Annotated in this window: 24 protein-coding genes; 10 read left to right on the top strand and 14 right to left on the bottom strand. The window is 55.2% G+C overall.

Annotated features, from left to right (window positions below; translation table 11 throughout):
• Nucleotides 1–50 precede the first annotated feature (50 nt).
• Nucleotides 51–1235: a SepM family pheromone-processing serine protease gene (locus tag C4S74_RS02465; protein ID WP_103993771.1), complete on the bottom strand. Its 1185-nt coding sequence runs from the start codon at nt 1233–1235 to the stop codon at nt 51–53.
• Nucleotides 1236–1365: 130 nt separating this feature from the next.
• On the opposite strand from C4S74_RS02465, the gene C4S74_RS02460 reads away from it, so the two are divergent.
• Nucleotides 1366–2820 (top strand): sporulation protein, encoded by a 1455-nt coding sequence (locus C4S74_RS02460; RefSeq protein ID WP_103993770.1) that lies wholly within the window; start codon nt 1366–1368, stop codon nt 2818–2820.
• A 51-nt stretch (nt 2821–2871) separates the two neighbouring features.
• Here C4S74_RS02460 and coaD read toward each other — a convergent pair whose 3' ends face one another.
• Entirely contained in the window at nt 2872–3387 is a 516-nt protein-coding gene (coaD, locus tag C4S74_RS02455) for a pantetheine-phosphate adenylyltransferase (RefSeq protein ID WP_103993769.1), read from the bottom strand.
• A gap of 29 nt (nt 3388–3416) precedes the next feature.
• Nucleotides 3417–3983: a 16S rRNA (guanine(966)-N(2))-methyltransferase RsmD gene (gene rsmD / locus C4S74_RS02450; protein WP_181024281.1), complete on the bottom strand. Its 567-nt coding sequence runs from the start codon at nt 3981–3983 to the stop codon at nt 3417–3419.
• A 455-nt stretch (nt 3984–4438) separates the two neighbouring features.
• Here rsmD and C4S74_RS02445 point away from each other — a divergent pair, with 455 nt between their 5' ends.
• Together C4S74_RS02445 and C4S74_RS02440 are read left to right on the top strand one after the other, a co-directional pair.
• Nucleotides 4439–4900 (top strand): FxLYD domain-containing protein, encoded by a 462-nt coding sequence (locus C4S74_RS02445; RefSeq protein ID WP_103993768.1) that lies wholly within the window; start codon nt 4439–4441, stop codon nt 4898–4900.
• Nucleotides 4901–5140: 240 nt separating this feature from the next.
• Entirely contained in the window at nt 5141–5608 is a 468-nt protein-coding gene (locus C4S74_RS02440; protein WP_103993767.1) for a GNAT family N-acetyltransferase, read from the top strand.
• A gap of 177 nt (nt 5609–5785) precedes the next feature.
• Here the strand turns inward: C4S74_RS02440 and lepB are convergent, their stop codons facing one another.
• A complete protein-coding gene (gene lepB / locus C4S74_RS02435; protein ID WP_103993766.1) occupies nt 5786–6340 on the bottom strand; it encodes a signal peptidase I in 555 nt (184 codons plus the stop codon).
• Between the two features lie 284 nt (nt 6341–6624).
• Here lepB and C4S74_RS02430 point away from each other — a divergent pair, with 284 nt between their 5' ends.
• The gene (locus C4S74_RS02430; RefSeq protein WP_103993765.1) at nt 6625–7785 is read left to right on the top strand and encodes a cation:proton antiporter; all 1161 of its coding nucleotides are present in this window, start codon (nt 6625–6627) and stop codon (nt 7783–7785) included.
• A 153-nt stretch (nt 7786–7938) separates the two neighbouring features.
• On the opposite strand, the gene C4S74_RS02425 is transcribed toward C4S74_RS02430, so the two are convergent.
• Together C4S74_RS02425 and C4S74_RS02420 are read right to left on the bottom strand one after the other, a co-directional pair.
• On the bottom strand, nt 7939–8250 hold the full coding sequence (locus tag C4S74_RS02425) for a hypothetical protein (protein ID WP_103993764.1): 312 nt from the start codon (nt 8248–8250) through the stop codon (nt 7939–7941).
• Between the two features lie 51 nt (nt 8251–8301).
• Nucleotides 8302–9657: a cell wall metabolism sensor histidine kinase WalK gene (locus C4S74_RS02420; RefSeq protein WP_103993763.1), complete on the bottom strand. Its 1356-nt coding sequence runs from the start codon at nt 9655–9657 to the stop codon at nt 8302–8304.
• 195 nt (nt 9658–9852) lie between these two features.
• On the opposite strand from C4S74_RS02420, the gene C4S74_RS02415 reads away from it, so the two are divergent.
• Both C4S74_RS02415 and C4S74_RS02410 read left to right on the top strand, forming a co-directional pair.
• Entirely contained in the window at nt 9853–10317 is a 465-nt protein-coding gene (locus C4S74_RS02415) for a MarR family winged helix-turn-helix transcriptional regulator (RefSeq protein WP_103993762.1), read from the top strand.
• 20 nt (nt 10318–10337) lie between these two features.
• On the top strand, nt 10338–11960 hold the full coding sequence (locus C4S74_RS02410) for an MDR family MFS transporter (protein WP_103993761.1): 1623 nt from the start codon (nt 10338–10340) through the stop codon (nt 11958–11960).
• Between the two features lie 277 nt (nt 11961–12237).
• On the opposite strand, the gene C4S74_RS02405 is transcribed toward C4S74_RS02410, so the two are convergent.
• Together C4S74_RS02405 and C4S74_RS02400 are read right to left on the bottom strand one after the other, a co-directional pair.
• Nucleotides 12238–12948: an SOS response-associated peptidase gene (locus tag C4S74_RS02405; RefSeq protein WP_103993760.1), complete on the bottom strand. Its 711-nt coding sequence runs from the start codon at nt 12946–12948 to the stop codon at nt 12238–12240.
• Nucleotides 12949–13213: 265 nt separating this feature from the next.
• Nucleotides 13214–14758 (bottom strand): HD domain-containing phosphohydrolase, encoded by a 1545-nt coding sequence (locus tag C4S74_RS02400; protein ID WP_103993759.1) that lies wholly within the window; start codon nt 14756–14758, stop codon nt 13214–13216.
• A gap of 211 nt (nt 14759–14969) precedes the next feature.
• On the opposite strand from C4S74_RS02400, the gene C4S74_RS02395 reads away from it, so the two are divergent.
• From C4S74_RS02395 to C4S74_RS02385, 3 genes are all read left to right on the top strand, one after another.
• Nucleotides 14970–15374 carry a hypothetical protein gene (locus C4S74_RS02395; protein WP_103993758.1) on the top strand — a complete coding sequence of 135 codons (405 nt, stop codon included), beginning with the start codon at nt 14970–14972 and terminating at the stop codon, nt 15372–15374.
• Between the two features lie 97 nt (nt 15375–15471).
• On the top strand, nt 15472–16719 hold the full coding sequence (locus C4S74_RS02390) for a DNA polymerase IV (protein WP_103993757.1): 1248 nt from the start codon (nt 15472–15474) through the stop codon (nt 16717–16719).
• Nucleotides 16716–17075: a YolD-like family protein gene (locus C4S74_RS02385; RefSeq protein ID WP_103993756.1), complete on the top strand. Its 360-nt coding sequence runs from the start codon at nt 16716–16718 to the stop codon at nt 17073–17075. Before C4S74_RS02390 ends, C4S74_RS02385 begins: the two co-directional genes overlap by 4 nt.
• A 214-nt stretch (nt 17076–17289) precedes the next feature.
• Here the strand turns inward: C4S74_RS02385 and C4S74_RS02380 are convergent, their stop codons facing one another.
• The 5 genes from C4S74_RS02380 to C4S74_RS02360 form a co-directional block, all read right to left on the bottom strand.
• Nucleotides 17290–17577, bottom strand: a complete 288-nt coding sequence (locus C4S74_RS02380; RefSeq protein WP_042232734.1) for a stage VI sporulation protein F — start codon at nt 17575–17577, stop codon at nt 17290–17292.
• Nucleotides 17578–17992: 415 nt separating this feature from the next.
• On the bottom strand, nt 17993–20038 hold the full coding sequence (recG, locus tag C4S74_RS02375) for an ATP-dependent DNA helicase RecG (RefSeq protein WP_103993755.1): 2046 nt from the start codon (nt 20036–20038) through the stop codon (nt 17993–17995).
• 1 nt (nt 20039) lies between these two features.
• Nucleotides 20040–20894, bottom strand: coding sequence for a DegV family protein (locus tag C4S74_RS02370; protein WP_103993754.1), 855 nt, complete (start codon nt 20892–20894; stop codon nt 20040–20042).
• A 15-nt stretch (nt 20895–20909) separates the two neighbouring features.
• Nucleotides 20910–22679 carry a DAK2 domain-containing protein gene (locus tag C4S74_RS02365; RefSeq protein WP_103993753.1) on the bottom strand — a complete coding sequence of 590 codons (1770 nt, stop codon included), beginning with the start codon at nt 22677–22679 and terminating at the stop codon, nt 20910–20912.
• An 18-nt stretch (nt 22680–22697) separates the two neighbouring features.
• Nucleotides 22698–23057 (bottom strand): Asp23/Gls24 family envelope stress response protein, encoded by a 360-nt coding sequence (locus C4S74_RS02360; protein WP_009672588.1) that lies wholly within the window; start codon nt 23055–23057, stop codon nt 22698–22700.
• A gap of 283 nt (nt 23058–23340) precedes the next feature.
• Between C4S74_RS02360 and rpmB the strand changes: the two genes are divergently transcribed.
• Nucleotides 23341–23529, top strand: coding sequence for a 50S ribosomal protein L28 (gene rpmB / locus C4S74_RS02355; protein ID WP_009672666.1), 189 nt, complete (start codon nt 23341–23343; stop codon nt 23527–23529).
• An 81-nt stretch (nt 23530–23610) separates the two neighbouring features.
• Here the strand turns inward: rpmB and spoVM are convergent, their stop codons facing one another.
• A complete protein-coding gene (gene spoVM / locus C4S74_RS02350; RefSeq protein ID WP_036739476.1) occupies nt 23611–23691 on the bottom strand; it encodes a stage V sporulation protein SpoVM in 81 nt (26 codons plus the stop codon).
• Nucleotides 23692–23927: the final 236 nt, after the last annotated feature.

Raw genomic sequence — 23927 nt, 5'->3', positions numbered from 1 at the left:
ACCTCAAACAAACAAAGATAATTATAGCTATTAATCTTCCGGTTTGTCAATCATTTCGGAGGAAGCTCCGCCAAATACTTTAGGGCGTCGTCCATCGTCGCGACGGGAACGATCTTCATCTTCGTTCCGATTTCCTTGGCCCGGGCCAAAGCTTCGGTGTAATTGTAGATCGTGCCTTTGTCTGTTTTGAGATCCTGAGGAGCAAAGAAGATCTCCGCTCCTTCGCGGTCCGCCGCGATGACTTTATGCTTGATTCCGCCGATAACGCCGACATTCCCTTCCGTGTCGATCGTCCCGGTTCCCGCGATTTTGTGCCCCTTCGTGATGTCTTCGGGAAGCAGCTGGTTGTAAATCTCCAGGGAAAACATCAGACCGGCCGAAGGGCCGCCGATTTCGCCCGCTTTGATGGTAACCTGCTTGGAAGGATCGTCCGCCTGCACGCTTTGCATTTCGGCCATCGTGATCCCGATTCCCACGCGGCTCTTGCCGGTGTCTTTATCGGGCGGCAGCTTGGCCAGCGTGAGCGGCGCCGTCATCTCTTTAGCTCCGCGGATGAAGGTCAGCGTGACCGTGTCCCCTTCTTTCTTGTTTTCCAGAAAGGCGAAAAGGTCCTGAGAAGTTTGGATCGCCTTCTCGTCCGCTTTGGTGACCTTGTCTCCGGCCTGCATCACTTTCTCGGCGGGAAGACCCGGCGAGAGGCCCGTGACCATGACGCCCTCTCCTTTTATATGGAAAGGAACGCCCGCTTTCTTGTAAGCGGTCTGGATGGCGTCGCTTTGGGAAGTGAGCATGACGAATTGCTGCTGCTGACTGTAATCCTTCTCCGACATTCCCCGGAGGACATCTTTCTTGAGCTGGAGTTCGTCGTATTTGTTGGCCAGGGACCACAGATACGTCACTACGTTCGCATTGGCCACGCGGACCGTAACGAGCATAAGCGAGCCTTTCTCATCAGTGTTGTCGCTCTTGGGGACACTGACCATCGGATGGACGGCCTCAGCCGTACCGGGCATATAGATAAAAAAGGGCAGAGGAACGTAAAACAGGATAACGAAACAGAGAAAGCCGACAAGAAGCGACGTGAAAAAACGCCTGGAACGCCTCTGCGGATGCGCCCGGCGGATGACGGGCCTCTCCCGGACCTCGTCCCCGTTCCCGTAGTCTGTTTCCCGTTCGCGTTCTTCTTGTTCCTGCTCGTCGCGGTAACGCTGGTTTTCATGATCTTTGTCAGTCATTTTAAAGGGTTCCCTCCCGTTCCGTTTCCGAAAATCGGAGAATGGATGTTTGTTAGTGTATGCGGGGCGGGCTTGGTCTAAACATCTTCGGTCCGGCGTACACATGTAGCAAACGAATCGAGGTGTTTACATGCCGAAATCCCTGACGCACCGCGGCGGCGGGTATCGTACCACGCTGCTGCTCGGCAGTCTTGCGGCCGCTCTGGTCGCGTCGATTATCGCTTTTCCGGACAAGGCGCTCCAGGCATCCCTGGAGGGCATCACGATCTGGTGGAACATCGTATTCCCGGCGCTGCTGCCGTTTATGATTCTTACCGAGCTGCTGCTCGGTTTTGGTGTCGTCCACGCCCTCGGTACCCTGCTGGAGCCGCTCGCGCGGCTCCTGCTCCGCCTTCCGGGCGCGGGCGGCCTGGCGCTTGCCGCGGGAGCCTTGAGCGGCTTTCCGGGCGGCGCCCACTTCACGGCCAAGCTCTGCCGCCGGAAGCTGCTCACGCACGGCGAAGGCGAGCGCCTCCTGGCGCTGTCGCATCTGGCAAGCCCGGTGCTGATCGTCACCGTGATCGGCACCGGGTTCCTGCACAGCCCGCGCCTGGGCCTGCTGCTTGCCGGCGTGCACTACGGCGGCGCGCTGCTGCTCGGCTTCGTGCTGCCTTCGCAGAAGAAGCCGGCGGGCGCGGCGGCGCCCGGGCAGCCCGAATCCGCGGATGACGCCGGGGGTTCGGGCGAAGCCGCCGGCGGGGCCGGCGCGGAGCCTGCCCGCACGCACGCGGGCCCGCGCGGCGCGCGGGGGCGCGCCTGGCCGGCGGACGCGCCAGCGCCCGGCCGCGGCGAGGCTCCGGCCGCGAAGCGCCGCGAGGCGGGCAGCCGGGCTTCCGGCGCCCCCTTGTGGCGGCAGGCCGCAGGCAGCCTGGCCCGCGCCCGCAGCGAGGACGGCCGCGCGTTCGGCCAGCTGCTCGGCGAGGCCGTGACGGCTTCGGTGCAGTCGCTGATGGTCGTCGGCGGCTATATTATGATTTTCTCCGTCATTATTCACATGCTGACGATGCCGGAGATGCTGCAAGCCGCCGGTGGACTCCTCGGGCTGCCCGTCGGGCCGGACCTGCTGCATCATCTGGCCTCCGGCTTGTTCGAGCTCCACTTGGGCGCTCACGCCGCGGCGGGAGAACAGGCGCTGCCCCAGAGCATCAAGCTCGCCTTAATCGCGGCTTTTCTCGGATTCGGCGGGCTGTCCTCCCACGCACAGGCCTTGAGCGCCGCCTACGGCGCCGGTCTTCGATACCTGCCTTTTCTGATGGCGCGCCTGCTTCACGCCTGCTTTTCGTACGTGCTGGTTCTTCTGTTGTGGCGCTTCACAAGCAGGCTGTTTCCATCCGCGCCCTCCGGGCGGCAAACGCTCGAAGTTTCGGGATCTCTAGCCCCCTCGGGAGGGACGGAGGAGTGGCCTTTGCTCTCTTTCTCGGGCGTCTGGATGCCTGCCTTCGCGCAGCTTGGCATTCTTTTGCTAGTTCTGGCCGCGACCTGCGTCCTGTCCTACGCACTGCATGTATGCTCCCAGCGCGGACTCCATGCGGGCCCTAAAGCCTGACAAGCCCACAAAAGAGAGAGGAAGCCTGCGCGCCCGGCAGCCTTCCTTGTTCTACGGTTGCCGCGTGCCGGCGGCAAATTTCAGTTTCAGCTCTTCCTCCACTTCCCCCGGCACGAAATGGGAAACCGGACCGTGAAAACGGGCAATTTCTTTTACAATGCTGGAGCTGAGGAATGAATACTGGGGCGAAGAGGTCATAAAGAACGTTTCGACATCTTCGTTTAGTTTGTTGTTCATCGTCGACAGCTGCAGCTCGTATTCAAAATCAGAGACCGCACGAAGTCCCCGGACAATAATATGTACATCTTTGGATTCCATATAGTTGATCAAAAGATCCCGGAACCCGTCCACCTCGACGTTCGGAATGTCCCTCGTTACTTTCGTCAGAAGCTCGATACGTTCTTCGAGAGAAAACAAAGGATTTTTCGACGTATTGTTCAGTACGGCTACGATTAATTTATCAAAAACTTTTGCCGCCCGGCGGATAATGTCCAAATGGCCGTTCGTCACGGGATCGAAGCTTCCCGGATAAACCGCTATTTTCAAGCGTGGTTTTTCCTGATGCACAGCTGTGTCAGCTCCTTCTTCTGTTCGGTTCAGGTCAGCCCGGTGTCTTCAAAGGTGTACAAGGTCACGGCCGTATCCCCGTAATCGGCTCGCCGCTGCATGACAAAACCCTCGAAAACCTCAGGAAGCTTGTCCGCGGCGTCATGTTCCACCACGATTGTCGCCCCCTGCTCGAGCAGTCCCGATCCCTTCATTTTTTGCATAAGTTCTCCGGTAATTTTAAACCGGTAAGGCGGATCCAGGAAAACAAGCCCGAACCGCTTTCCCCGTTTCTCCAGAGCTTTCAGTGCGCGTCCCGCATCATTGCGGTATATTTCCGCACGGTCCGTCAATCCGGTAACCTCCAGATTGTGGCGCACGGTGTCCAGACTTTTTTTCTCCAGGTCGATAAATATGCACGTGTCCAGCCCCCGGCTCAAAGCCTCGATCCCGAGACCGCCGGTTCCGGCAAACAGATCCAGTCCCGTGCCTCCGTCAAAATAAGGCCCGATCATCGAAAAGATCGCCTCCTTGACCTTATCGGTCGTCGGACGCGTGCTCATCCCGGGTACGGCCTTTAAGGAACGGCCCCGGGCACTTCCAGAAATCACTCTCATACGCTGAATTCCCCACTGTATTGTTCTTGTCGGTTTTCTGTTATCGTACCACAATCTTTGTTCGTTGCACAAAAAGGCTTTGAAAAAATAAAAATTTCCTGTCCGTGTATAGCCTGTCTTTTTTTCGGATATGATTGAATTATCGACATCAAAAGTGTCGTAGACAACCGCGGAGAAGACTTACGTTTCCCCATAAGCTCTTCGTCCGGTTTCTCCTCTCCCATGAAAGGCCCTCGTAGTGATACGGGGGCCGATTTTTATTTTCCCCTCTGCCACGTTCTGCTCCTATATCTGTTTCTTCTATAAGATATTCGTTTAGGTCACAATTGTCATTTAGATGACTTATATGAATGGACCCGAATAGCAAAAGTCTTAAATCGTATGGATATAATTTCCTCTATCTGATAAACTAGCAATTGTATTTTAAATATGGTTTACGTTCATAGGGGGAAAAAATGAAAAAAATTCTTTTTGTATCCGTTGCTGCCTTAGTCTTAGCCGCTGGCTGCAGTTCCGAGCAACCGGCTAAAACATCTGCCGAAACAACACCTGCTGCCAGTTCCGCTCCCAGCGAAACTCCTAAAGCAACTCCAGAAGCCACACCTAAGCCTTCCGAAGCTCCTAAAGCTAAAGACGGCGAATATACGGCGGGAGACTTTAAAATCACGGGCGTATCCGTAAAAGAATCGGCCGGAATGTGGATGGTAACAGCTAAAGTACAAAATGCCGGAGATAAAGATATTCAAGCAGCCATGTTGAGTGCGGTACTTTATGATAAAGACGAAAAACGTCTGGGCATTGCACAAGGCGGCATTGACGGGATTAAAAAAGGCGAGAGCAAAACTATTCAGTTCATATCTACCGATAAGCTTGACGGGTATAAAAAAATCGAGTTTCAGGTTGACACTTCAATCTAAAAAACGGACCCCCGTACCATTGCGCGGGGGTTTCTCCATTTTACATAGAATCTATATCTTTTCAAAAAAACCTGATGGTCAGAGTATCGCTCCCGGGCCATCTGCGGCTTTCCATAATTATTTAAAAATCTCATGTAGCTCCATTGGAAAGATTGGTTATAACGAAACGCTCCTCTTTAATTTAAAATCCCCGCTCCGTATGATAGAGACTAATCCAAACGATCCCATGAGGTGACTATTTTGAACGAAGGCTTCATTACAATCATAGATTTTCAAGACACGGAACTCGTACGCAGTCTGTATGAATTACAGCGGGCCTCTTACTTAATTGAAGCTAAACTTATCGATTTCTATGAGATTCCGCCGTTAAAAGAGACTTTCGAAGAATTCCAGGCATGCGGCGAACAATTCAGAGGCTATTTCCTAGGCAATCAGCTCGCCGGAGCCGTTTCCTGTACGGTCGAAGAAAAAACAGTCACGATATGCCGGATGGTCGTCCACCCGGATCATTTCAAGAAGGGCATCGCCCAGCAGCTTTTAAACACGATGGAATCCGACATGGGCCACATGTCCCTGTTTAACGTAGCGACGGGCAAGGACAACGTTCCCGCGAAAAATTTGTATTTGAAAAACGGCTACAAGCATGAACGGGACGTGGAAGTCGCCCCGGACTTTTACATCAGCCTCTTTCAAAAAGCGGTCCGCTGAGTTTTTCCCGGACACAGGACAGTTCCTGCTTAATGCCGGGTATGCTGGAACAAGCGGCACACCGAACAAAAACCGCCTCGCTAAACGGGCGGTTTGTTTGTTTTCACCTGTGCATGAAAAAGTCCTACTCGAACGTATGCCCTTCTTTCATGTTTCTCCTCCACGGTACGCAAACGGTTAAGGCAGCTTTTTGACGCCCATTACATGACCAAGCGGGATAAATCCGATGTCCCGGCTGTCCTCGCTGTCGTTGCGGTTATCTCCCATCACGAAAACATGGCCTTCCGGCACTGTCCATTTATGATCGGAAACGAACTTCATCGTTTCTTTTATATACGGTTCCTCGAGCGCTTGTCCGTTCCGGTGTACCTGATGATCTTTGAATTCCAGAACGTCCCCCGCTTTGCCGATCACTCTTTTGACGTAAAAGGTTTTCTTTTTCGCGGTTCCCGCAATCATCTGAATGACCGGCTGTTCCATAACGCTGTCCTTAAACGTACGCGGACGGTCCACCCGGCTATCGATGACGACGATGTCCCCGTATTCGGGTTCCTGTCCAAAAGTATGTACCAGCTTGGAGACGTAAATCCGCTCGTTATCCTGAAGCGTGGGGTCCATGGAATGCCCGTCCACTTTGTAGGGCTGAAAAACGAAAATACCGATAAACAGAACGAGGACAAAAGAAACGCCGATAGACCCGGCCCAACCCATTGCTTCCTTGAATATTTTCATCAAGACATCTTCCTTTCTGAACCTTTTTCCCTAAATTATACCACGGCCTTGAACATCTTGCGAAAAATGGCTCACCGGTCTGCCGTCTGTCTATCCCACCTGTTTCCATTGCTTTCACCCGCCTCCCGGTGTATAATTACAGCAACTTAAAATTGCAGTTCCCGGAGGAGCCTGTCACCAAGGCCTTGCTATGTCTACGTAGCGGGTTTTGGTAACGGGCTCTTTTTGCATGCTTTTACGGATTCCGGGCCTACAATAAGAAAACAAGGAGTGTGAGGCGGTACGTGCTAATTTTTCAACTCGCTATTATTTTGCTCGCATCGAAACTGGCCGGGGATATTAGTGTAAGGCTGGGTCAGCCTTCGGTTCTGGGAAAGCTTCTTATCGGGATTGTGCTGGGACCTAATCTTCTCGGACTCGTGACAAATACGGATGTGCTGCAGGAAATCAGTCAAATCGGGGTCATTCTGCTGATGTTCATCGCGGGCCTCGAAACCGATACGAAGGAGTTTAAACGTACGGGCAAAGCCTCCGGTTATGTCGGAGTCGCCGGCATTATCGTCCCGTTCGGCCTCGGTTATCTCGCCGGCATCCTGCTGAATCAATCTCCGCTGGAAGCTTCGTTTCTCGGCCTCCTCCTGTCCGCGACCAGCGTCAGCATCTCGGTCCAGGCGCTCAAGGAGATGGGCCAGCTGAAATCCAGGGAAGGGACGACGATCCTCGGAGCGGCCGTCATCGACGATGTGCTTGTCATTATCGCGCTCGCTTTTGTGATGAGCATGGCGGGCGGAGACGTTAACCTCGGCATGATTGTCGTCAAAAAAGTCGTTTTCTTCGCACTTGCTCTTCTTTTCGCCTGGAAAGCGGTCCCTTGGATCTTGAAAAAGTTCGCTCCCCTGCGTGTTACGGAAACGGTAATCTCCGCCGCTCTCATCATCTGCTTCGGTTACGCCTATATGGCGGAATATGCCGGAGTCGCGGCTATTATCGGTGCTTATATCGCCGGAGTCGCCATCAGTCTGACGAATTTCAAGCACGAAGTGTTCGAGAAAGTGGAGACGATCGGTTACTCCATCTTCGTGCCCGTTTTCTTCACGTCCATCGGAGCTACCGTGCAATTCCAGGGAATCTCCTCTTCGATCGGGCTTATCGTAATGCTCAGTCTTCTTGCCATCGCGACGAAGCTTGCCGGTTCCGCCGTCGGCGCCAGACTCGCCGGGTTCAAGTGGCGCAGCTCTCTGGCCATCGGCGCAGCCATGGTATCCCGCGGCGAAGTCGCCTTGATTATTGCCGCCATCGGTCAGGAGTCCGGGCTGCTTTCCGAAGACATGTTCGCGGTCATTGTCGTCGTCGTTCTCGTGACCACTATCGTCACACCGCCGATGATGAAGCTCTTTTTCAGCGAAAAGAGTCCCGCTGCCGCGGCACGGAATACCGGCGAATGATTTGCGCCGGCACAAAAAACGCCTCTCTGCCCGTTAAACGGACTGAGAGGCGTTTTTGCACACCGTGCGCAAGCTCGTCTCACACGCGGTGCCGTATCGCATAACCGGGCACTCGCATCTGCTGGTGGCGGATGTCTGCGACCGGTCTCGGCTTCACGAAGAAGTTTCGCATAACGCACGGCGCGAAGCCGGCGAAGCGTTCCGGCTCTCCACGACTTCGAAATGGTAAATCGTGTTCCGGGTGAGCACCCGAAACTCGGCACCGTCCCGGTCGATGGCCTGAACCCGGGTTGTCTGGAAAGACCGGAAATCGTCCACCCGGCAGAGCACCATGGAACTGCCTACTTCCGTAGGCTTCATTTCCTGCAGGATGGTTCCGAGCATTTGATCATATCGGAACGAGGTGGCGCGTTTAGGCGTCATACCGTCATTTTCGTAAATTTGCAGCAATTTAAGGTAGCTCATCGTCGTCCCTCCTCATTTGAAGGTATGCCCGCAGCCTTTATTATATCCGGCTTACGTTCCGGTAAATATAGGCAGACGGACGGTAAAAGACGTTCCCTGACCCGCTTCGCTTGTGACCCGGACACTTCCGTTATGGGCCTCCACATACTGCTTGACCAAAGCCATCCCGAAGCCCAGCCCCGGTTCTGAAGCCGCGGCGGCCGACGGATAAGCGGTCCGGTAAAAGCGTTCGAACAGATGCGGAATCTCGTCGTGCGTAAGGCCGGTCCCGTCGTCACGGACGGTGACGGTCACTTCCAGATCGTTGACGGTGACCGACACGGCGGCCGACGAACGAGCCAGCCGCACGGCGTTCCCGAGCAGATGGCCGAAAGCCTGCTCCAGCTTGTGGCGGTCGCCGTACAGGCTGACCTCCCTGGACGGCGAATAGCGCAGCTCGATGCCGGAGGCGCGGGCCTCCGCTTCCAGCCGGACGATCAGCGGATCGAGGACCGCCCGGAGCGAGAACCACTGCCGCTCCAGCTCCAGATGGCCGGATTCGGCGAGCATGAGCTGCTGCATGTCGTTCACGAGCGCCGACATAAGGCTGACTTCCTCGAAGAGTGCGGCCGCTTTATCGGTCGTGAGCCTCTTCTCTTCGATCTGCGCCTGCTCCAGGCTGGAGCGGAGCACCGTAAGCGGACGCCTGAGCTCCTGGGTCAGATCGGCGACCATGCGCGGACGCACGGTTTCCATCTGCCGCAGCTTGTCCTCGACGCCCGTAAGCAGGGCATCCGCTTCCGCCGTTCTGGCGTTTATGTCCGCACCGCCGTTTTCTTTGCCACGCCTGAAGGATAGGCCGGATCCGTCTTCCCTCGCCAGAATGGCAAGGCGGAAGAGGATGCGGTCCAGCATCGTCTGAAACCGTTTGTCTCCCCGCTTCATGTAGAGGCCGGCGGCCCCTCCGACGAGCAGCGAGCCCGCCAGTACGGCGGCCCAAAACGGCGGCTCCGGATGATGAAACGGCGCGGCGGGCAAACTATAATAACCCAGAGTCCGGCTACCGTCCTTAACGGTCTTCAAATCGATGCCGGCGGCTGCATGGTCTTCCTTATCGGATGAAGACGATGCGGCCGCGTCGAAGAGCAGCTTCTGATCGGCATTGTACAGGCGAAGACCGGCATCTGCGGCCAAGCGCTGCGGGTCTGAATCTTTTTTTAACTGTTTAATTACGGAAGACCAATTTTTATCAACGCCGTACATGGCGTTTAAATACGAATCCCAGAACAGATGGTTCCGGCTGTTCGCCTTCTGCTGCTCCGTCCAGAGAAAAGCATAAGCTTGTCCGATCAGGATGCAGGCAGTCAGCAGCCCCAGCAGGAAACCGATCCATACCGGTTTTCTGTGTTGGTTTATCGTCGTTCTCATCTATACCCTCCGCAACTATACCTGCTTTCTTCATTGTAGCACATCGGGACAGCGTTTTGCTTCTTTTCCGGCAGAGCGCTCGCTTTTTGTAAAGCGGGTGATTGACTTTTTTATATACACCACTTAATATTTATATAGTTTAAATAATAAACAGTGAATATAATTTTTGAATCCGAAAGGAGGAGACTATCTTCCGTGCTCGATAACGAAGATTACGTAGCCCGAATTTTACGGGCCACCATGTCCTTTTACCGCAGAATCGGGCCTCAGATGTCTCATTTTAAAGAAATGGGGCTGACCGGTCCGCAATTCCACGTGCTGAACTGGATCGCGGAGACCGGACCCGGTAAAATCACCCAGCTGGCCGAAATGATGGAGGTAAAGCCCAGCGCCATTACGGTTATGATCGACCGGATGGAACAGAACAAGCTTGTCGTCCGGCATCACGATGAGAACGACCGCCGTGTCGTCATGGTGTCCCTTACGGAACACGGGCAAAGCGTGCTTAAAGAAGCGAAGAAGAGAACGTTCGAAGTCATCAAGCAGTATTATTCGCGGCTCGACCAGGACGAGCTTGAATCGCTGATGAAAATTTCCGAAAAACTGCAAAACATTGCCGGAGATGAAAATGACGGCAGCGGAAAATGCTGCAAATCATAGAGAGAAACGGAGTTTGAACGATGGGAGAAACACTTAAACTGGAGCAGGATCAACAAGAAATGACCAAACACCGCGGCATGCTGATCGCGGGTCTGATTATCGCCATGCTGTTCGGAGCACTCGAAGGAACGATCGTGGGAACCGCTATGCCGCGTATTGTCGGAGAGCTTGGCGGTCTCGGTTATATGACATGGCTGACTACCGCCTACATGCTGACGTCCACCGCGGTTGTGCCGATTGCCGGTAAACTGGCGGACCTTCTCGGCCGGCGCGTCGTCTATGTGACGGGGCTTATTATATTTATGGTGAGCTCCGCGCTTTGCGGAACGACCGACAGCATAACTCAGCTTATCGTCTACCGCGGCATTCAAGGTATCGGCGGTGGCATTATGATGCCGATGGCGATGATTATTATCGGAGACTTGTTTACGGGCAAGCAGCGTGCCAAATGGCAGGGCGTTTTCGGTGCCCTCTATGGTCTCGCATCCGTAATCGGCCCGCAGATCGGCGGATGGATCGTGGACGGCCTCAACTGGAGATGGGTGTTCTACATCAATCTGCCTGTCGGGATTATCGCCGTTATCTTTATCGCCATGGGCCTCAACAAACACAAGACACAAGGCCCCGTCAAGTTCGACGTAGCCGGCATGTTTACCATGATTGTCGGGGTCGTCAGTCTCCTGCTCGGTCTCAGCTTCGGGGGCAGCGAGTATCCGTGGCTGTCCTGGCAGATTATCGGCCTGTTCGTTCTCGCCGTTATCTCCATCACCGCTTTCATTATTATCGAATCCCGTACGGAGGAAGCGATCCTTCCGGTCCGCTTGTTTAAAAACCGTACGTTCACCGTGCTCAACGGCATCGGTTTTCTGATGAGCATCGGCATGTTCGGCGCCATTATTTTCGTGCCGCTCTTTATGCAGGGAGTTGTCGGTGTCAGCGCCTCGGCGTCCGGTACTATCATGACCCCGATGATGATTACCATGATTATCGCCAGTATCATAGGCGGTCAGATCGTCTACAAAATCGGTCCGAAAGTCCAGATCAGCATCGGCATGATCGTAATGGCGGCAGGATTCCTGCTCCTGACCACGATGAGCATTGACACGACGAAGCTTACCGCTACGATGATTATGCTCGTAATCGGTCTTGGCATGGGGCTTGTCATGCCGATCCTGACGCTTGTGCTCCAGGAATCCTTCCCGAAATCGGAGCTCGGGGTCGTCACTTCGTCGAGCCAGTTTTTCCGTTCCATCGGCGGAACGTTCGGGATGACCATCCTCGGGGCGATTATGAATCATAAATCGACCAGCCAGTTGACGGACACGCTTGTCCCCGTGCTGCAAAAGCTGCCCGAACAGGCGAAGGAAATGACGGCCAAATTTACGGAAATGATTCATACGAATCCGCAAGGGCTGTATTCGTTCCTGTTCAGCCCCGAAGCTATGAAGGAGATGCCCGCGGAGTTTTGGAAAACCATTGCTCCGATTCTGAAAAATTCGCTCGTCTCCTCTCTGCATTCCGTCTACTTGTTCGCGCTGATTTTCATTATACTGGGAGCCGTGCTTACGGTGGCCGTACCGACAATCAAACTAACCGAACGGAAAAAAGATCCGGCAGGCAAAACCGAACCTGCCGCGGAGTAAATCAATCGAAAAAGCGGGGATCCTTCCACACGAGGATCCCCGCTTTTTTTCGGGTGTTTAGCCCGGCAGTGCCGAGCGTTTTTTAATCCCGCGGTCGGTTAGGCCGGGCCGGATCAATCCAGGTTAATTCGGAGCAGATCATTCAGAAAAATTTGCAGGACGGATCCGATTAATTCAGACCTGCCTGAATGCCCATAGAAACAGCCCGAATCAAGAATCGGCGGTCCGCGAACTTCGCTTTGCCGCACGGACTCTTCGGGCCTGTTTCAGGCCGCTTTTACAGCTGCCATCCTTCCTGTACGGGGCTCTCCGGGGGCATGACCGGTTCGATCAGCTGCGGACTGTCATTACGCACGTTCCCGACCAGCTGCGAAACCGGGTACGCCTCCATCTCCGCGGCCGGATAGGGCTGCAGCAAAGACAGCAGATCGGCAGGGTCCTGAATCCGCCGGTCCAGCCACAAAGCCTCGTCCTCCCGCCGCAAAATAACCGGCATCCGGTCATGAATTTCCGCCACAAGCGGGTTCGGTGCGGTTGTCAGCACGGTACAGGTGCTGACGCGCCGGCCGTCGGGCGAAAGCCAAATATCGTAGAGACCGGCCATCGCAAATAGGCCGCCGTCCTTCAGCCGGATACGCATGGGCTGCTTGCGTCCCCCTTCCCGCTTCCACTCGTAAAATCCGTCGGCCGGAATGAGACACCGCTTGCGGCGCAAAGGGATGCGGTAAGCGGGTTTGTCCGCGGCCGTTTCCGCGCGGGCATTCAGCATTTTGGCACCGGCGCTTTCATCCTTGGCCCACTCGGGGATCAGCCCCCATTTCAGTTCGCCGATCCGGTTACTCCGGCCGTCGTTCACGACGGCCGGCACCATCTGGCCGGGGGCTACGTTATATTTCGGATTGTGATAAGGGATGCCCGGCGCATCGAAAAGGCCGAAGCGGGCCATAAGCTCCTCTACCGTTACCGTGATCGTATACCGTCCGCACATGGACATTTCCTCCTTATTCACACACGTTTAGATACACCGTAATACACCGTTCGATTGAATTCAAATAAAAACAGCCGCGGCCGCGGGGCCAAATTATGGATTCCTATTCCTTCCTTCCCCTTTCCACCGTTACAATCGGCACGGCTCCCAAGACTCCTCGTGTAACGAAAAGACACATCACGTCCGCCCTGCGGAAAGTGCCTGTGTCTTTTCGTTCATTCCAGCATCCGTACGGAAGCGCCTCCCCGCCTTCCGGTCTGCCAAGTCAGCCGGCGTGTTCGCGCGTTCTTTCCGTTCCGGCGGATTTATTCGGCCCGCTCTCTTCTTCCAGCCAGCCGATAAACAAGGTGGCGAAGTGAGGATCCCACTGCGTACCTCTTCCTTCTTTCAAAATGGACAGCGCCTTCTCCGCGGACATCCCTTGGCGGTACGGGCGGTCCGAGGTCATCGCGTCGTAAGCGTCGGCAATGGCGATCACCCGGCCGAAAAGGGGGATATCCTGGCCCTTGAGGCCGTCCGGGTAGCCCCGGCCGTCAAACCGTTCATGATGGGAGCGGACTCCCGGCAGGAACGGAGCCATCAGGCTCTGCGGCTCTATCTGCCTCAGAATCCGCTCCCCCAGCGCCGGATGCATCTGAATCTGGGCAAACTCGTCGTCCGTGAGCCGCCCTTCTTTTAACAGCACAGTGTCGCTGATTCCGATTTTGCCGATATCATGCAGCAGCGCCGTTTTGCGAAGCTCCTCCAAATCGTGTTCGGAGAATCCGGCCAGACTGCCGATCCGGACGGAATAACCCGCCACCCTTTCGGAGTGTCCCGCCGTGTAAGCGTCTCTGGCATCCAGCGCGGCGGCCAGAGCGGCAAAATAGCCCGATATCAGCTCATGGTTGATCCGGTCGCGCTCCCGGAGTCCTTCCACCATGTGATTGAAGCCCGCTACCAGACGCGAAAACTCATCGGGATAAAGATCCGGCGCATGTGTAGCCAGATTCCCCGCGCGGACTTCTCCCATGACTTTGTGAATCTGTCCGATGGGATGCTCGATATCCCGGGAAAGCAGCCAGGCACCCAGCGAAGCGAACAGAATGCCGAGCAGAATGATCATCGCGTCCCAGTTCCAGTAATCGATCAGCAGTGAGGTATCCTCCCGGACCAGACGGAGCTGAACGGTCAAATAATACAGAAAAAGCGGGAAGGTGCCGATCAGAAACGCGCTCCACTGGAACTTTTTACGGATTGAAAACAGCACTCTGCCGTCCAGAGACACTTCCGTGCCGTGAAGGCGGAGGGCAAGCTCGCGCGTATGCCGGATCGCCGGGCGGATGGAATACGCGGTCAGAAAAAATTCGATCATCGCATGCATGCACGCTACGAGCAGAGCGCCGAGCACGGCAAGCGCCAGGTCAAAATAACTGATTTCCAGCATGCCCATACGGATTGCGGCGACGGCCAGCACGACGGCAGGCAGAACCATTCCGAACAGGTGCGGACCGAAAATGCGCTTAACCGCCAATACCGGAAGATGGTGAATACGTATATACGCTTCCTTGATTTCTCCTAGAGTGGGACTATGTTTAAGAAAAACCGCACGGACCGGCCTCATTTGACGCGCAAATACGGTTAACTCGGCCAGTATCATCACAAAGAGCGAAACGCCCAGGATTACCAGCATGACGGACATTTCGCGATTCGTCGCCCGCAGTGTGGAATAAATCAGAACACTGCCTACTCCCAGCACCGCAATCGCGGAGCCGAGCAGGTAATTGCGGAGCAGAGCCAGCAGAAGCTGCCGGTATGTATATGTTCGCAAGATGCGTCCCCTCTCCCAATAAATGGCATGTTGCTCTTTTTTTATTGTACCATGATCTCTTTTTTTACGGCTACACGCAAAAGGAGTACAGAACTGGCGAATTTCACTCAAAAATGCCAAATAATTCTCTTCTTGAAAATCGAATATATGTTCGTTATTCTGAATATACTACATAAGAACATACGTTTCCATACCCGAGGAGTGAGACATCATGCAGCCGCCTTTGCAAACCCGTGACGATTCCATGCTCGTTAAGCGGTATGTGCTGCTTCCGGTTCTGCTGGACGTACTGGAAAAGAACATTTCGCTGCTGGAAAGCTCCGGCAAACTTCCCGAGCCGCTGATCGGCCATCTTCGCCTGATCCAGGATCGCGTTACGGCCGACATGGCTTTTTTACGCAAGCAGTTCCGCCGGCGGGGCATCCGGATTTACGAGCAAAGGCGCACGACGGAAGGGATGAACATCGCCTACATATGCCGCGGCTACCACCACCGCTTTTCTTTGCTGTGGCGGCTGATCCGCGCCGAGATCGTTACCGCACTGGAGACGTACCTGGATTCCGCCGCCGGGTCCGGCACCGAAAATACCGGGCAGGCAAACATTACCGGTTGTTAACCGAATAAACGTTCGTGTATGGTTAATTACAGACACGAACACAAGTTCCCTTATCCGAATGCATGTTATCATTCCGACAAAATGGCAGGTGTTACCGATGACCGCCTTCCCCGAGCAAGGCAAACGTATCATCATGCTGGCGGACTGCCAGTCTTTTTACGCATCCGTGGAAAAAGCCGCTCATCCCGAATTCCGCGATAAGCCTGTTGTCGTAGCGGGCGATCCCGCCCGCCGTTCGGGCATTATCCTGGCCGCCTGCCCCCTCGCTAAAGCGCATGGCGTCACAACGGCCGAAAGGCTGGGCGAGGCCCTCCGGAAATGCCCCGAGGCCGTCGTTATCCGCCCCCGGATGGAAGAGTACATTAAAGTCTCCATGCAGATTACGGCCATTCTCCAAACGTACACCGATCTCGTGGAGCCGTTCAGCATTGATGAACAGTACCTCGATGTAACGGGCAGCCTGCATCTCTTCGGCACACCGGTCGAAATCGCCAGAGACATCCAGCACAAAGTGCTGCAGCAAACCGGCGTATGGACCCGTGTCGGCATCAGCGAGAACAAAGTACTCGCCAAAATGGCCTGCGACAATTTCGCCAAAAAAAACCGGGAGGGCATCTTCGTGCTGCCCAAAAACGAAATTGCAAGCCTCTGGGAACTGCCCGTCAGCAAAACCTATCTGATCGGGTCCCGGATGACCCGGCATCTTAACCGCATGGGCATCCTTACCGTCGGCGACCTGGCAAAAACCCCTCTGGCCCGCCTTCGCGCCCGCTGGGGAATCAACGGAGAAGTCATCTGGCGGGTAGCCAACGGCATCGATCCTTCTCCGGTAACTCCTCAGACTCACGAGGGGCAGAAGGCCGTCGGCCATCAGATGACGCTACCCCGCGACTATGCGACGGCCGAAGAAATCAAAGTCGTGCTGCTTGAGCTCTCCGAGCTGGTATGCCAGCGCTGCCGCGCCAAGGGCCGTAAGGGCCAAGTCGTCTCCGTCGGCTGTCAGGGCGCGGATTACGATCATCCGAGCGGTTTTTACCGCCAAATGAAACTCCCGGACCCGACGCAGCTCACCGATACGGTCTACGAGACGGCGCAACTGCTGTTCCGCAAGCATTGGGACGGCCTTCCCGTCCGCAAGGTCGGGGTCACGCTCGGAGACCTCGTGCCCGATGATCAATATCAGCTGCTCATGTTCGGAGACGAGGAGCGCAAAATCGCTCTGGAACGGACGACGGATACGATCCGGCAGCGGTTCGGAAGCACCGCCATCATGCGCGCGGTTTCCGCCACACCGGCCGGCCAGGCCAAGGACAGATCCCATAAGATCGGAGGTCATTACAAGTGAAATCTTCTTCCGCCGGTTCCAAAACAGGCAAGAAGCTTCAAGGAAACGGCTTGTACGAATCGTCCCGGATGATGCTGCCCGAGCATAAGGAAGCCTACCTGCGGCACCAGCGGGAACTGAACCGCCGGGCTCACCCGTCTCTGGAAGACGAAGAGCGCCAGCGCATCGGCAGCCTGCTGGCCCGGGCGAAAACAACGGGGCGGGTGCTGACCGTGACGGTATTCGGCCCTTTCGAGGACGAGGAAATAACCGGGATTGTCCGCCGCATCGACGCTCTGAAGCAGGAAATCCATCTTGAAGTACCGGGCGATGTGCGCCGGCTCGCTTTTGACGATATTCTCAGAATCAGCGATTAAAATCCCGTTTCGGCGGGCTCTGGTAAAATAGGAACTATCCGCTCCGAATATCCGGGAATAAACAGAGTCCTGTCCGGACAAATCTGCCGCAAAAACCAAAAAAGCAAAAAACCGTCTCTCTTCTTTATCGAAGAATAGACGGTTTTTTTGTAGATGAGCACGAAAAATAACGGAACCTTTCGTGCCTGTCATCTTCGGGATTCACCAGTCTTTTTTAACGGAACATTCCCCACAGCTTTAATAAATGGAACGTGTTGTTGGGGTCGATTTTTTGGGCGATGACAAAATCAATCAGAGACGACGACTGGGCTTGGGTAAGCGGTTCGCCCAGCACTTTGGAAAACTGGGCGACGAAAGCGGCGACCTTCTGCCGGTTCTGCAGATCGTACTTCGTGACCCCTTCCAGCAGCCTTTTGATGCGTTCTTTAATTTCAGGGTTTTTCATTTTCCATTTCACGCGTTCGACCAGAGCCGGATCGATTCCATATTGCTGATAGCTCACTTGAACACCTCCCCGTTATCCATCCCTGCTAACATATGTCGGCAAGTGCCCGGATGTGCCTAGATTTTACGGATGGACAAGCTTACGGCCCGTTCGGCGGCAGGATCGTATTCTCGTTCAAGTTTCAACCGGGTGGAAGATTCGCCCGGGTTTCCCGGCCCCGGTCCACAAACACGGGCCGCCTCGCGCAGCGAAGAACGATTCCACTAGGGTACGAATCCCAAGCGCGCGGTGGCCGGGTAGAGTCCCAGGAATGGCGTCAACCCATGTGACGCCAAGCCCCTGACGCGCCGGGAACATCACGCGTGGTTGACCATCGTTATGTGACGCCGAGCACCACGCTGAAAGTTTCGCGCAATGGCACAAAAAAACCGGCCGGCAGCGCCGGTCGGTTTTTGTCTGTTTAAGCCATTCCTCAGTCCATGATATCCCCGTCGAAAATAAGCTCCCGCTGGAGAAAGTCACGAAGCGGGATATATTCCGCAGCCGTCCAGAACTCCTGCCGCGCTACAAGCTCGGCGGCATCGTCCCGGGCCAGCTCCATCGTTTCGAAATCGACCATCATGTCGGCGATCCGGAAGTCGGGCAGGCCGCTCTGCTTCGTGCCGAAGAAATCTCCGGGTCCGCGAAGCTCCAGATCACGCCGGGCGATTTCGAAGCCGTCCGTCGTATCCGTCATCGCCTGCATCCGTTCCTTGCCGACCTCGGTTTTCGGATCGGCGATCAGGACGCAGAACGACTGGTGCTCCCCGCGCCCGACCCGGCCCCGCAGCTGGTGCAGCTGTGACAAGCCGAAGCGGTCCGCGTCATATACGACCATGAGTGTCGCATTCGGCACGTCCACACCGACCTCGATGACCGTTGTGGATACGAGCGTGTGGATCTCGCCGTCCTTGAACCGGCGCATGATCTCGTCTTTCTCGGCCGCAGCCATCCGCCCGTGCAGCAGACCGACCTTCAAATCGGGGAACGCCTGCTGAAGCTGGACGTGCACGTCTATCGCATTCTGCACGTCCAGCTTCTCCGACTCTTCGATCAGCGGGCAGATCACGTAAGCCTGGCGGCCCGCATCCGCTTCCCGGCGGATAAAGCCGAGCACCCGGTCGAACATTTCGTGCCGCACCCAGTACGTTTTGATGGGTTTGCGGCCCTTCGGAAGCTCCCGGAGCGTCGAGACGTCAAGATCGCCGAACGCCGTAATCGCCAGCGTCCGGGGAATCGGTGTCGCCGTCATCGTCAGCACGTCGGGGTTCATCCCCTTGCGCCGCAGAATGCTGCGCTGGTTCACCCCGAACCGGTGCTGCTCGTCGGTGACGACAAGGCCCAGCTTGCGGAAGAAGACGTCTTCCTGGATAAGGGCATGGGTGCCGACCAGAATATCGAGCATGCCCATTTGCAGGGACGCGAGAATCTCCCGCCGCTGGCGGGCGGTCGTGCTGCCGGTAAGCAGGGCGACCTGCAGCCCGTAGGGCTCGAACATCGCCGTCAGCGAGCGGTTATGCTGTTCGGCGAGGATCTCCGTCGGCACCATGAGAGCGCCCTGACAGCCGGCCGTTACGGTCGCGTAGAGCGCCGCCGCGGCGACGACGGTCTTGCCCGCTCCGACATCGCCCTGAAGCAGCCGGTTCATCGTGTAAGGCTCCTGCATGTCCTGCAGGATCTCCGCGATAACCTTCTTCTGCGAGGGCGTCAGCGTGAACGGCAGGCCGCGCACGAAGGCGCGCACCTTCGGCAGGTCCACCTGCTGGGCGAGCCCGTCGGCGCGGCTGCGCGTGATGGCCCGGAAGGCGTGCATTTTGAGCTGGAACAGGAACAGCTCCTCGTACACCATCCGGCGGCGGGCCTCGTTACCGTCCTCCGTACCCTGGGGACGGTGAATGATCTCCATCGCCCTTCTGCGGGGCAGCAGGCGGTATTTGCGCAGCAGCTCCGCCGGGACGATCTCCCTTACCATGGCCCCGTACTGGGTAAGCGCCTGAGCCGTCGCCTTGCGCATAAAATGCTGGGTAAGGGAGCCGCCAACGGAATAGACCGGCTGCAAAGTGCCGGTCTTGGAAGTTCCCTTATCGGGAAATTCGGAATCCGAAACCGTCATCTGATGACGGCGCTGGTCCCATTTGCCCGTCAGGACAATTTCCCGTCCGGGAACGAGCTGGTCTTTCAGGAACGGCCGGTTAAACCAGACGGCGGTAACAAAAAAGTGGTCAATGACCACTTTGCAGCTGAGTCTGTTTTTGCGGCCGTACCTTTGCAGGACAGGCTCGGACATAATCTTGCCCTGCACGGTAATTTTCTCTCCGTCCTTGACCTGGGTCAGATCGCGGATGGAGTAATCTTCGTAGCGGAACGGGTAGTACTCGAGCAGATGAGCAACACGGGTAATGCCAAGCGCCTGCAGTTCTTCGGCTTTCTGTCCGCCGATTCCGCGGACTTCCGTAACCGGAATTTCGTTAAGATCCATGTCAGGCCGGACTCACGAATGCGGCTACGGTCCCCGGTCCCGCATGGGTTCCGATAACCGGACCGATGGTAATGTACTGCATGCTCTTGATCGTAAAGTTCTGCTCGATAAGGCGGTACAGCTCTTCCGCCGCTTCCGTGTTGTTCGCGTGCGCCACGCTGATATGAATTTCCCCGCCGGGAATGTCCCGCCGCATCATTTCGATAATCCGGGCCATCGCCTTCTTTTGGCCGCGTACTTTATCCACCGAAGCGATTTCTCCTTCGGGATCTACGGACAGAATCGGCTTAATGTTGAGCAGGGAACCGATCAAAGCGGACGCTTTGCCGATTCTGCCCCCTTTTTGCAAATATTCGAGCGTATCGACAAGGAAGTAGATGACGAAGGATTCGCGGATTTTCCGCACGATCTCCACGCATTCTTCCAGGCTTTTGCCTTCCCGGGCCGCTTCCGCCGCGGCTACGACAAGGGCGCCGATTCCGTAACACGCGGTTTTGGAATCGATCACTTGTACCCGGTCTTCCTCATCCAGCATCGATTTGGCCAGCAGGGCGGACTGGTAAGTCCCGCTCATGGCCGACGACAGATGAATCGATAAAATTTGAACCTCGGGATCCTCGGCCAGCAGTTTCTCGTAAAGGGCAAGAAATTCCGCGGGCGAAGGCTGAGAGGTTGTCGGCATACTGTGAGCGGCGACCAGCTTATGATAAAACTGCTCCGCATCCAGGGTAACCGCATCCAGATAAGTTTCTCCGTCGAGGTGGATTTTGAGCGGAACCATTTCAATACCGAGTTTTTCACGGGTAGCTTCCGGAATATCCGACGTGCTGTCCGTTACAATACGAACACGGCTCATATGCAAACCCCTCTCTTACTCTACGGAAAATATATAGGCGTACAGCGGCTGTCCGCCGGGATGAAGCTCGATCTCCACATTCGGATACCGGGCTTCGATATAGGCGGTAAGCTGCTCCGTCTGCTCGTCGCTGGCATCTTCGCCCGTCAGGATCGTCACGATTTCGGCTTCGCGGATCATATGATCCAGAAGCTTCTGGCTCGCTTCGACAAGCTCCGGCTCGGATACGACGATTTTTCCGTCCTCAATGCCGATAAAATGACCCTCTTTGATTTCGATGCCGTCGATGGACGTATCGCGCACCGCAAAGGTAACCTGACCGGAACGAACGCCTTGGATCGCCTCGTTCATGGTTTGTTCGTTGACGTCGGGAGCCGCTTTTTCCTGGAATGCCAAAATGGAAGCGAGGCCCTGCGGAATCGATTTCGTCGGAATAACGATAATCCGCTTGTCTTCCACGAGGTCTTTCGCCTGCTTCGCGGCCATGATGATATTGGAGTTATTGGGCAGAATAAACACGGTTTCCGCATCGATCTGCCGGATTGCCTTCACCACGTCTTCCGTGCTCGGATTCATCGTCTGTCCGCCGGACAAAACGACATCCACGCCAACGCTTGTGAAGATTTCCGTGATGCCCTGGCCCAGAGCCACGGCTACGAACCCGTACGGCTTGAGTTCTTTGGCGGCCGGCACAACGGAGCGCTGCGCTTCCTCTTCGGCGGCACGCTCATAAACTTCAGCCGCTTCTTCCAGGATATGCGAATGCTGATCGCGCATGTTCTCGATTTTGATCCGGGTCAGATCTCCGTATTCCATCGCAAGGTTCATGACTTGTCCGGGATATTCCGCATGAATATGAACCTTGACAAGCTCATCGTCCGCAACGACAAGCAGCGAATCCCCATGCTTGCCCAGTTGGCTGCGGAAATTAATTTCGTTGAATTCGATCCCTTTCGTCTTGCCGGGAACGACTTTCAGCAAAAACTCGGTGCAGTAGCCGAATTCGATATCGTCCGTAGACATGTGAAGCTGCGCGGGGCTCGTGCGGTCCATGTGATGGGCCTCGGGAGCGAGCTGGAGCGTTGCAATGTCCTTGTCCCTGGCCGCCTGTCCGAGGACGGGCGCGTCCGCAACGATAAAGGAGGACGTGTCCTCCTGCTGCACACCGTTCAGTGCGGAAACGAATCCTTCGTAAATGCAGACAAGACCCTGCCCGCCCGCGTCGACTACGCCTACCTGCTTGAGGACGGGAAGCATGTCCGGCGTTTTGGACAAGGTTTCGGTCGCCTGCTTCAGCACCTCTTCCACGAGCTCCGTGACGTCCGCACAGCGTCTTGCCGAGGCGACGGCATGCTTCGCCGCCTCCTTGGACACAGTCAGCACGGTGCCTTCCACGGGCTTGACGACCGCTTTATAAGCGGTGTCCACACCCTGCTGCAAAGCCGCCGCAAACTGCTGCACATCGATCGATTCCATATCGTGCGTATACTTGGCGAAGCCTCTGAAAAGCTGGGACAGAATCACGCCGGAGTTACCCCGGGCGCCCATGAGCAGTCCCTTGGACAAAGCTTCCGCCGCCTTCCCGATGTGTGCGGACGGCTTGCGTTTCAGTTCTTCTACACCCGACGTCAGCGTCAGGTTCATATTCGTTCCGGTATCTCCGTCAGGGACGGGGAAAACGTTCAACCCGTTCACCCGGTCCACATTTCTGCGAAGGTTGTCAGCTCCAGCAAACACCATCTGCATAAAATCATTTCCATTTATTGTGTTAAAGCGCTTACTCAATGGTATTCTCCTTCCTGATTACCGGGATACCCTAACCCCTTGAACGAATATGTGAACTTCATCGACATGCAGACCGACTACTTCATTTAATACATACTTCACTTTTGTCTGCACATTGTGCGCCACTACGGATATTTTGGTTCCGTAACTTACAATAATGTATAGATCAATCTCTACGCGGTCCTGTTCGCGGCGAACTTCCACGCCCCGTCCCAGATTATCCCGTCCGAGCAATTCTGCAATACCATCTTTTAATTGTTTGCGTGAAGCCATACCGACCAGCCCGTAACAATCCAATGCGGCGGAACCCGCAAGTACGGCGATCACTTCGTCGGTAACATGAATTTTTCCTAGTTCGTTGCTTACCTCGATTGGCATGAAAATACCAACTCCTTCAAAAAGGGTCAATAGGACTAATCCTCATTGTACTATAACCTATGGAATAAATAAATGACAAAAATGGCGCCTATTCGTTGACTATCTCTTTTTCGCTGTGCTATTATATTTAAGTGTGTTTATTGAATGCGGTAGAACGAAGCAAACCGATGCCCTGAACTTAAACAGGCCGACGAGCCACATGCTAACAAAAGCTGCCTTGCTGTGCGCTAGGTTTAGGCTTGCCATGCTGGCAGTTTCGTATACTTATAAGGAGGTGTCATTCATGTCTCGCAAATGCTATATTACTGGCAAATCCCCGAAGTCCGGAAACCATGTTTCCCACGCGAACAACAAAAACAAGCGTACATGGGGCGTTAACGTACAAAAAGTACGCATCCTGGTGGACGGCAAACCGAAGCGCGTTTACGTCAGCACCCGTGCCCTGAAATCCGGCAAAGTGGAACGCGTATAATCACCGCTTAACGAAAAGACAAAAAGCACCGTAACGGGTGCTTTTTTTCGTGCCTTTTAACAGGCGCAACGGCTGCAGCTATTAATTTTTGCTGAACGTGTTAAGTACGGCCTTGACGAAACCGCCCAAAAATTTCGGCAGCTTGACTGTGTAGAATTTCATCCTCTACCCCTCCTTCATGATTGCCGGCAAACCGCTCTCATCGATTCCAGTATATTCGCACAGGCCCGAAAATGTGCTTGCCCCGAAAACGAATGCGCGGCTTTCATTCCCCTGCTGCGTGGGCATCCCTGACATCCTTTTATCCCATAAAAAAAGGTTACAAGAATGTCTTAAATTCTCGTAACCAAGTGTATGCCCCCGCCGGGGGATTTATGACACGTCCGCTCTGCGGCGGG

Source organism: Paenibacillus sp. UNC499MF, assembly GCF_900107975.1.
Classification (GTDB): domain Bacteria; phylum Bacillota; class Bacilli; order Paenibacillales; family NBRC-103111; genus Paenibacillus_F.
Note: the sequence above shows the minus strand (reverse complement) of the source record. Positions and strands in the feature narration are given on the sequence as shown.

Coding starts and splice junctions, on each gene's coding strand:
- C4S74_RS02465 (WP_103993771.1), bottom strand. CDS start 1,235: ATGACTGACAAAGATCATGAAAACCAGCGTTACCGCGACGAGCAGGAA.
- C4S74_RS02460 (WP_103993770.1), top strand. CDS start 1,366: ATGCCGAAATCCCTGACGCACCGCGGCGGCGGGTATCGTACCACGCTG.
- rsmD (WP_181024281.1), bottom strand. CDS start 3,983: ATGAGAGTGATTTCTGGAAGTGCCCGGGGCCGTTCCTTAAAGGCCGTA.
- C4S74_RS02445 (WP_103993768.1), top strand. CDS start 4,439: ATGAAAAAAATTCTTTTTGTATCCGTTGCTGCCTTAGTCTTAGCCGCT.
- lepB (WP_103993766.1), bottom strand. CDS start 6,340: ATGAAAATATTCAAGGAAGCAATGGGTTGGGCCGGGTCTATCGGCGTT.
- C4S74_RS02425 (WP_103993764.1), bottom strand. CDS start 8,250: ATGAGCTACCTTAAATTGCTGCAAATTTACGAAAATGACGGTATGACG.
- C4S74_RS02420 (WP_103993763.1), bottom strand. CDS start 9,657: ATGAGAACGACGATAAACCAACACAGAAAACCGGTATGGATCGGTTTC.
- C4S74_RS02410 (WP_103993761.1), top strand. CDS start 10,338: ATGGGAGAAACACTTAAACTGGAGCAGGATCAACAAGAAATGACCAAA.
- C4S74_RS02405 (WP_103993760.1), bottom strand. CDS start 12,948: ATGTGCGGACGGTATACGATCACGGTAACGGTAGAGGAGCTTATGGCC.
- C4S74_RS02395 (WP_103993758.1), top strand. CDS start 14,970: ATGCAGCCGCCTTTGCAAACCCGTGACGATTCCATGCTCGTTAAGCGG.
- C4S74_RS02390 (WP_103993757.1), top strand. CDS start 15,472: ATGACCGCCTTCCCCGAGCAAGGCAAACGTATCATCATGCTGGCGGAC.
- recG (WP_103993755.1), bottom strand. CDS start 20,038: ATGGATCTTAACGAAATTCCGGTTACGGAAGTCCGCGGAATCGGCGGA.
- C4S74_RS02370 (WP_103993754.1), bottom strand. CDS start 20,894: ATGAGCCGTGTTCGTATTGTAACGGACAGCACGTCGGATATTCCGGAA.
- C4S74_RS02360 (WP_009672588.1), bottom strand. CDS start 23,057: ATGCCAATCGAGGTAAGCAACGAACTAGGAAAAATTCATGTTACCGAC.
- rpmB (WP_009672666.1), top strand. CDS start 23,341: ATGTCTCGCAAATGCTATATTACTGGCAAATCCCCGAAGTCCGGAAAC.
- spoVM (WP_036739476.1), bottom strand. CDS start 23,691: ATGAAATTCTACACAGTCAAGCTGCCGAAATTTTTGGGCGGTTTCGTC.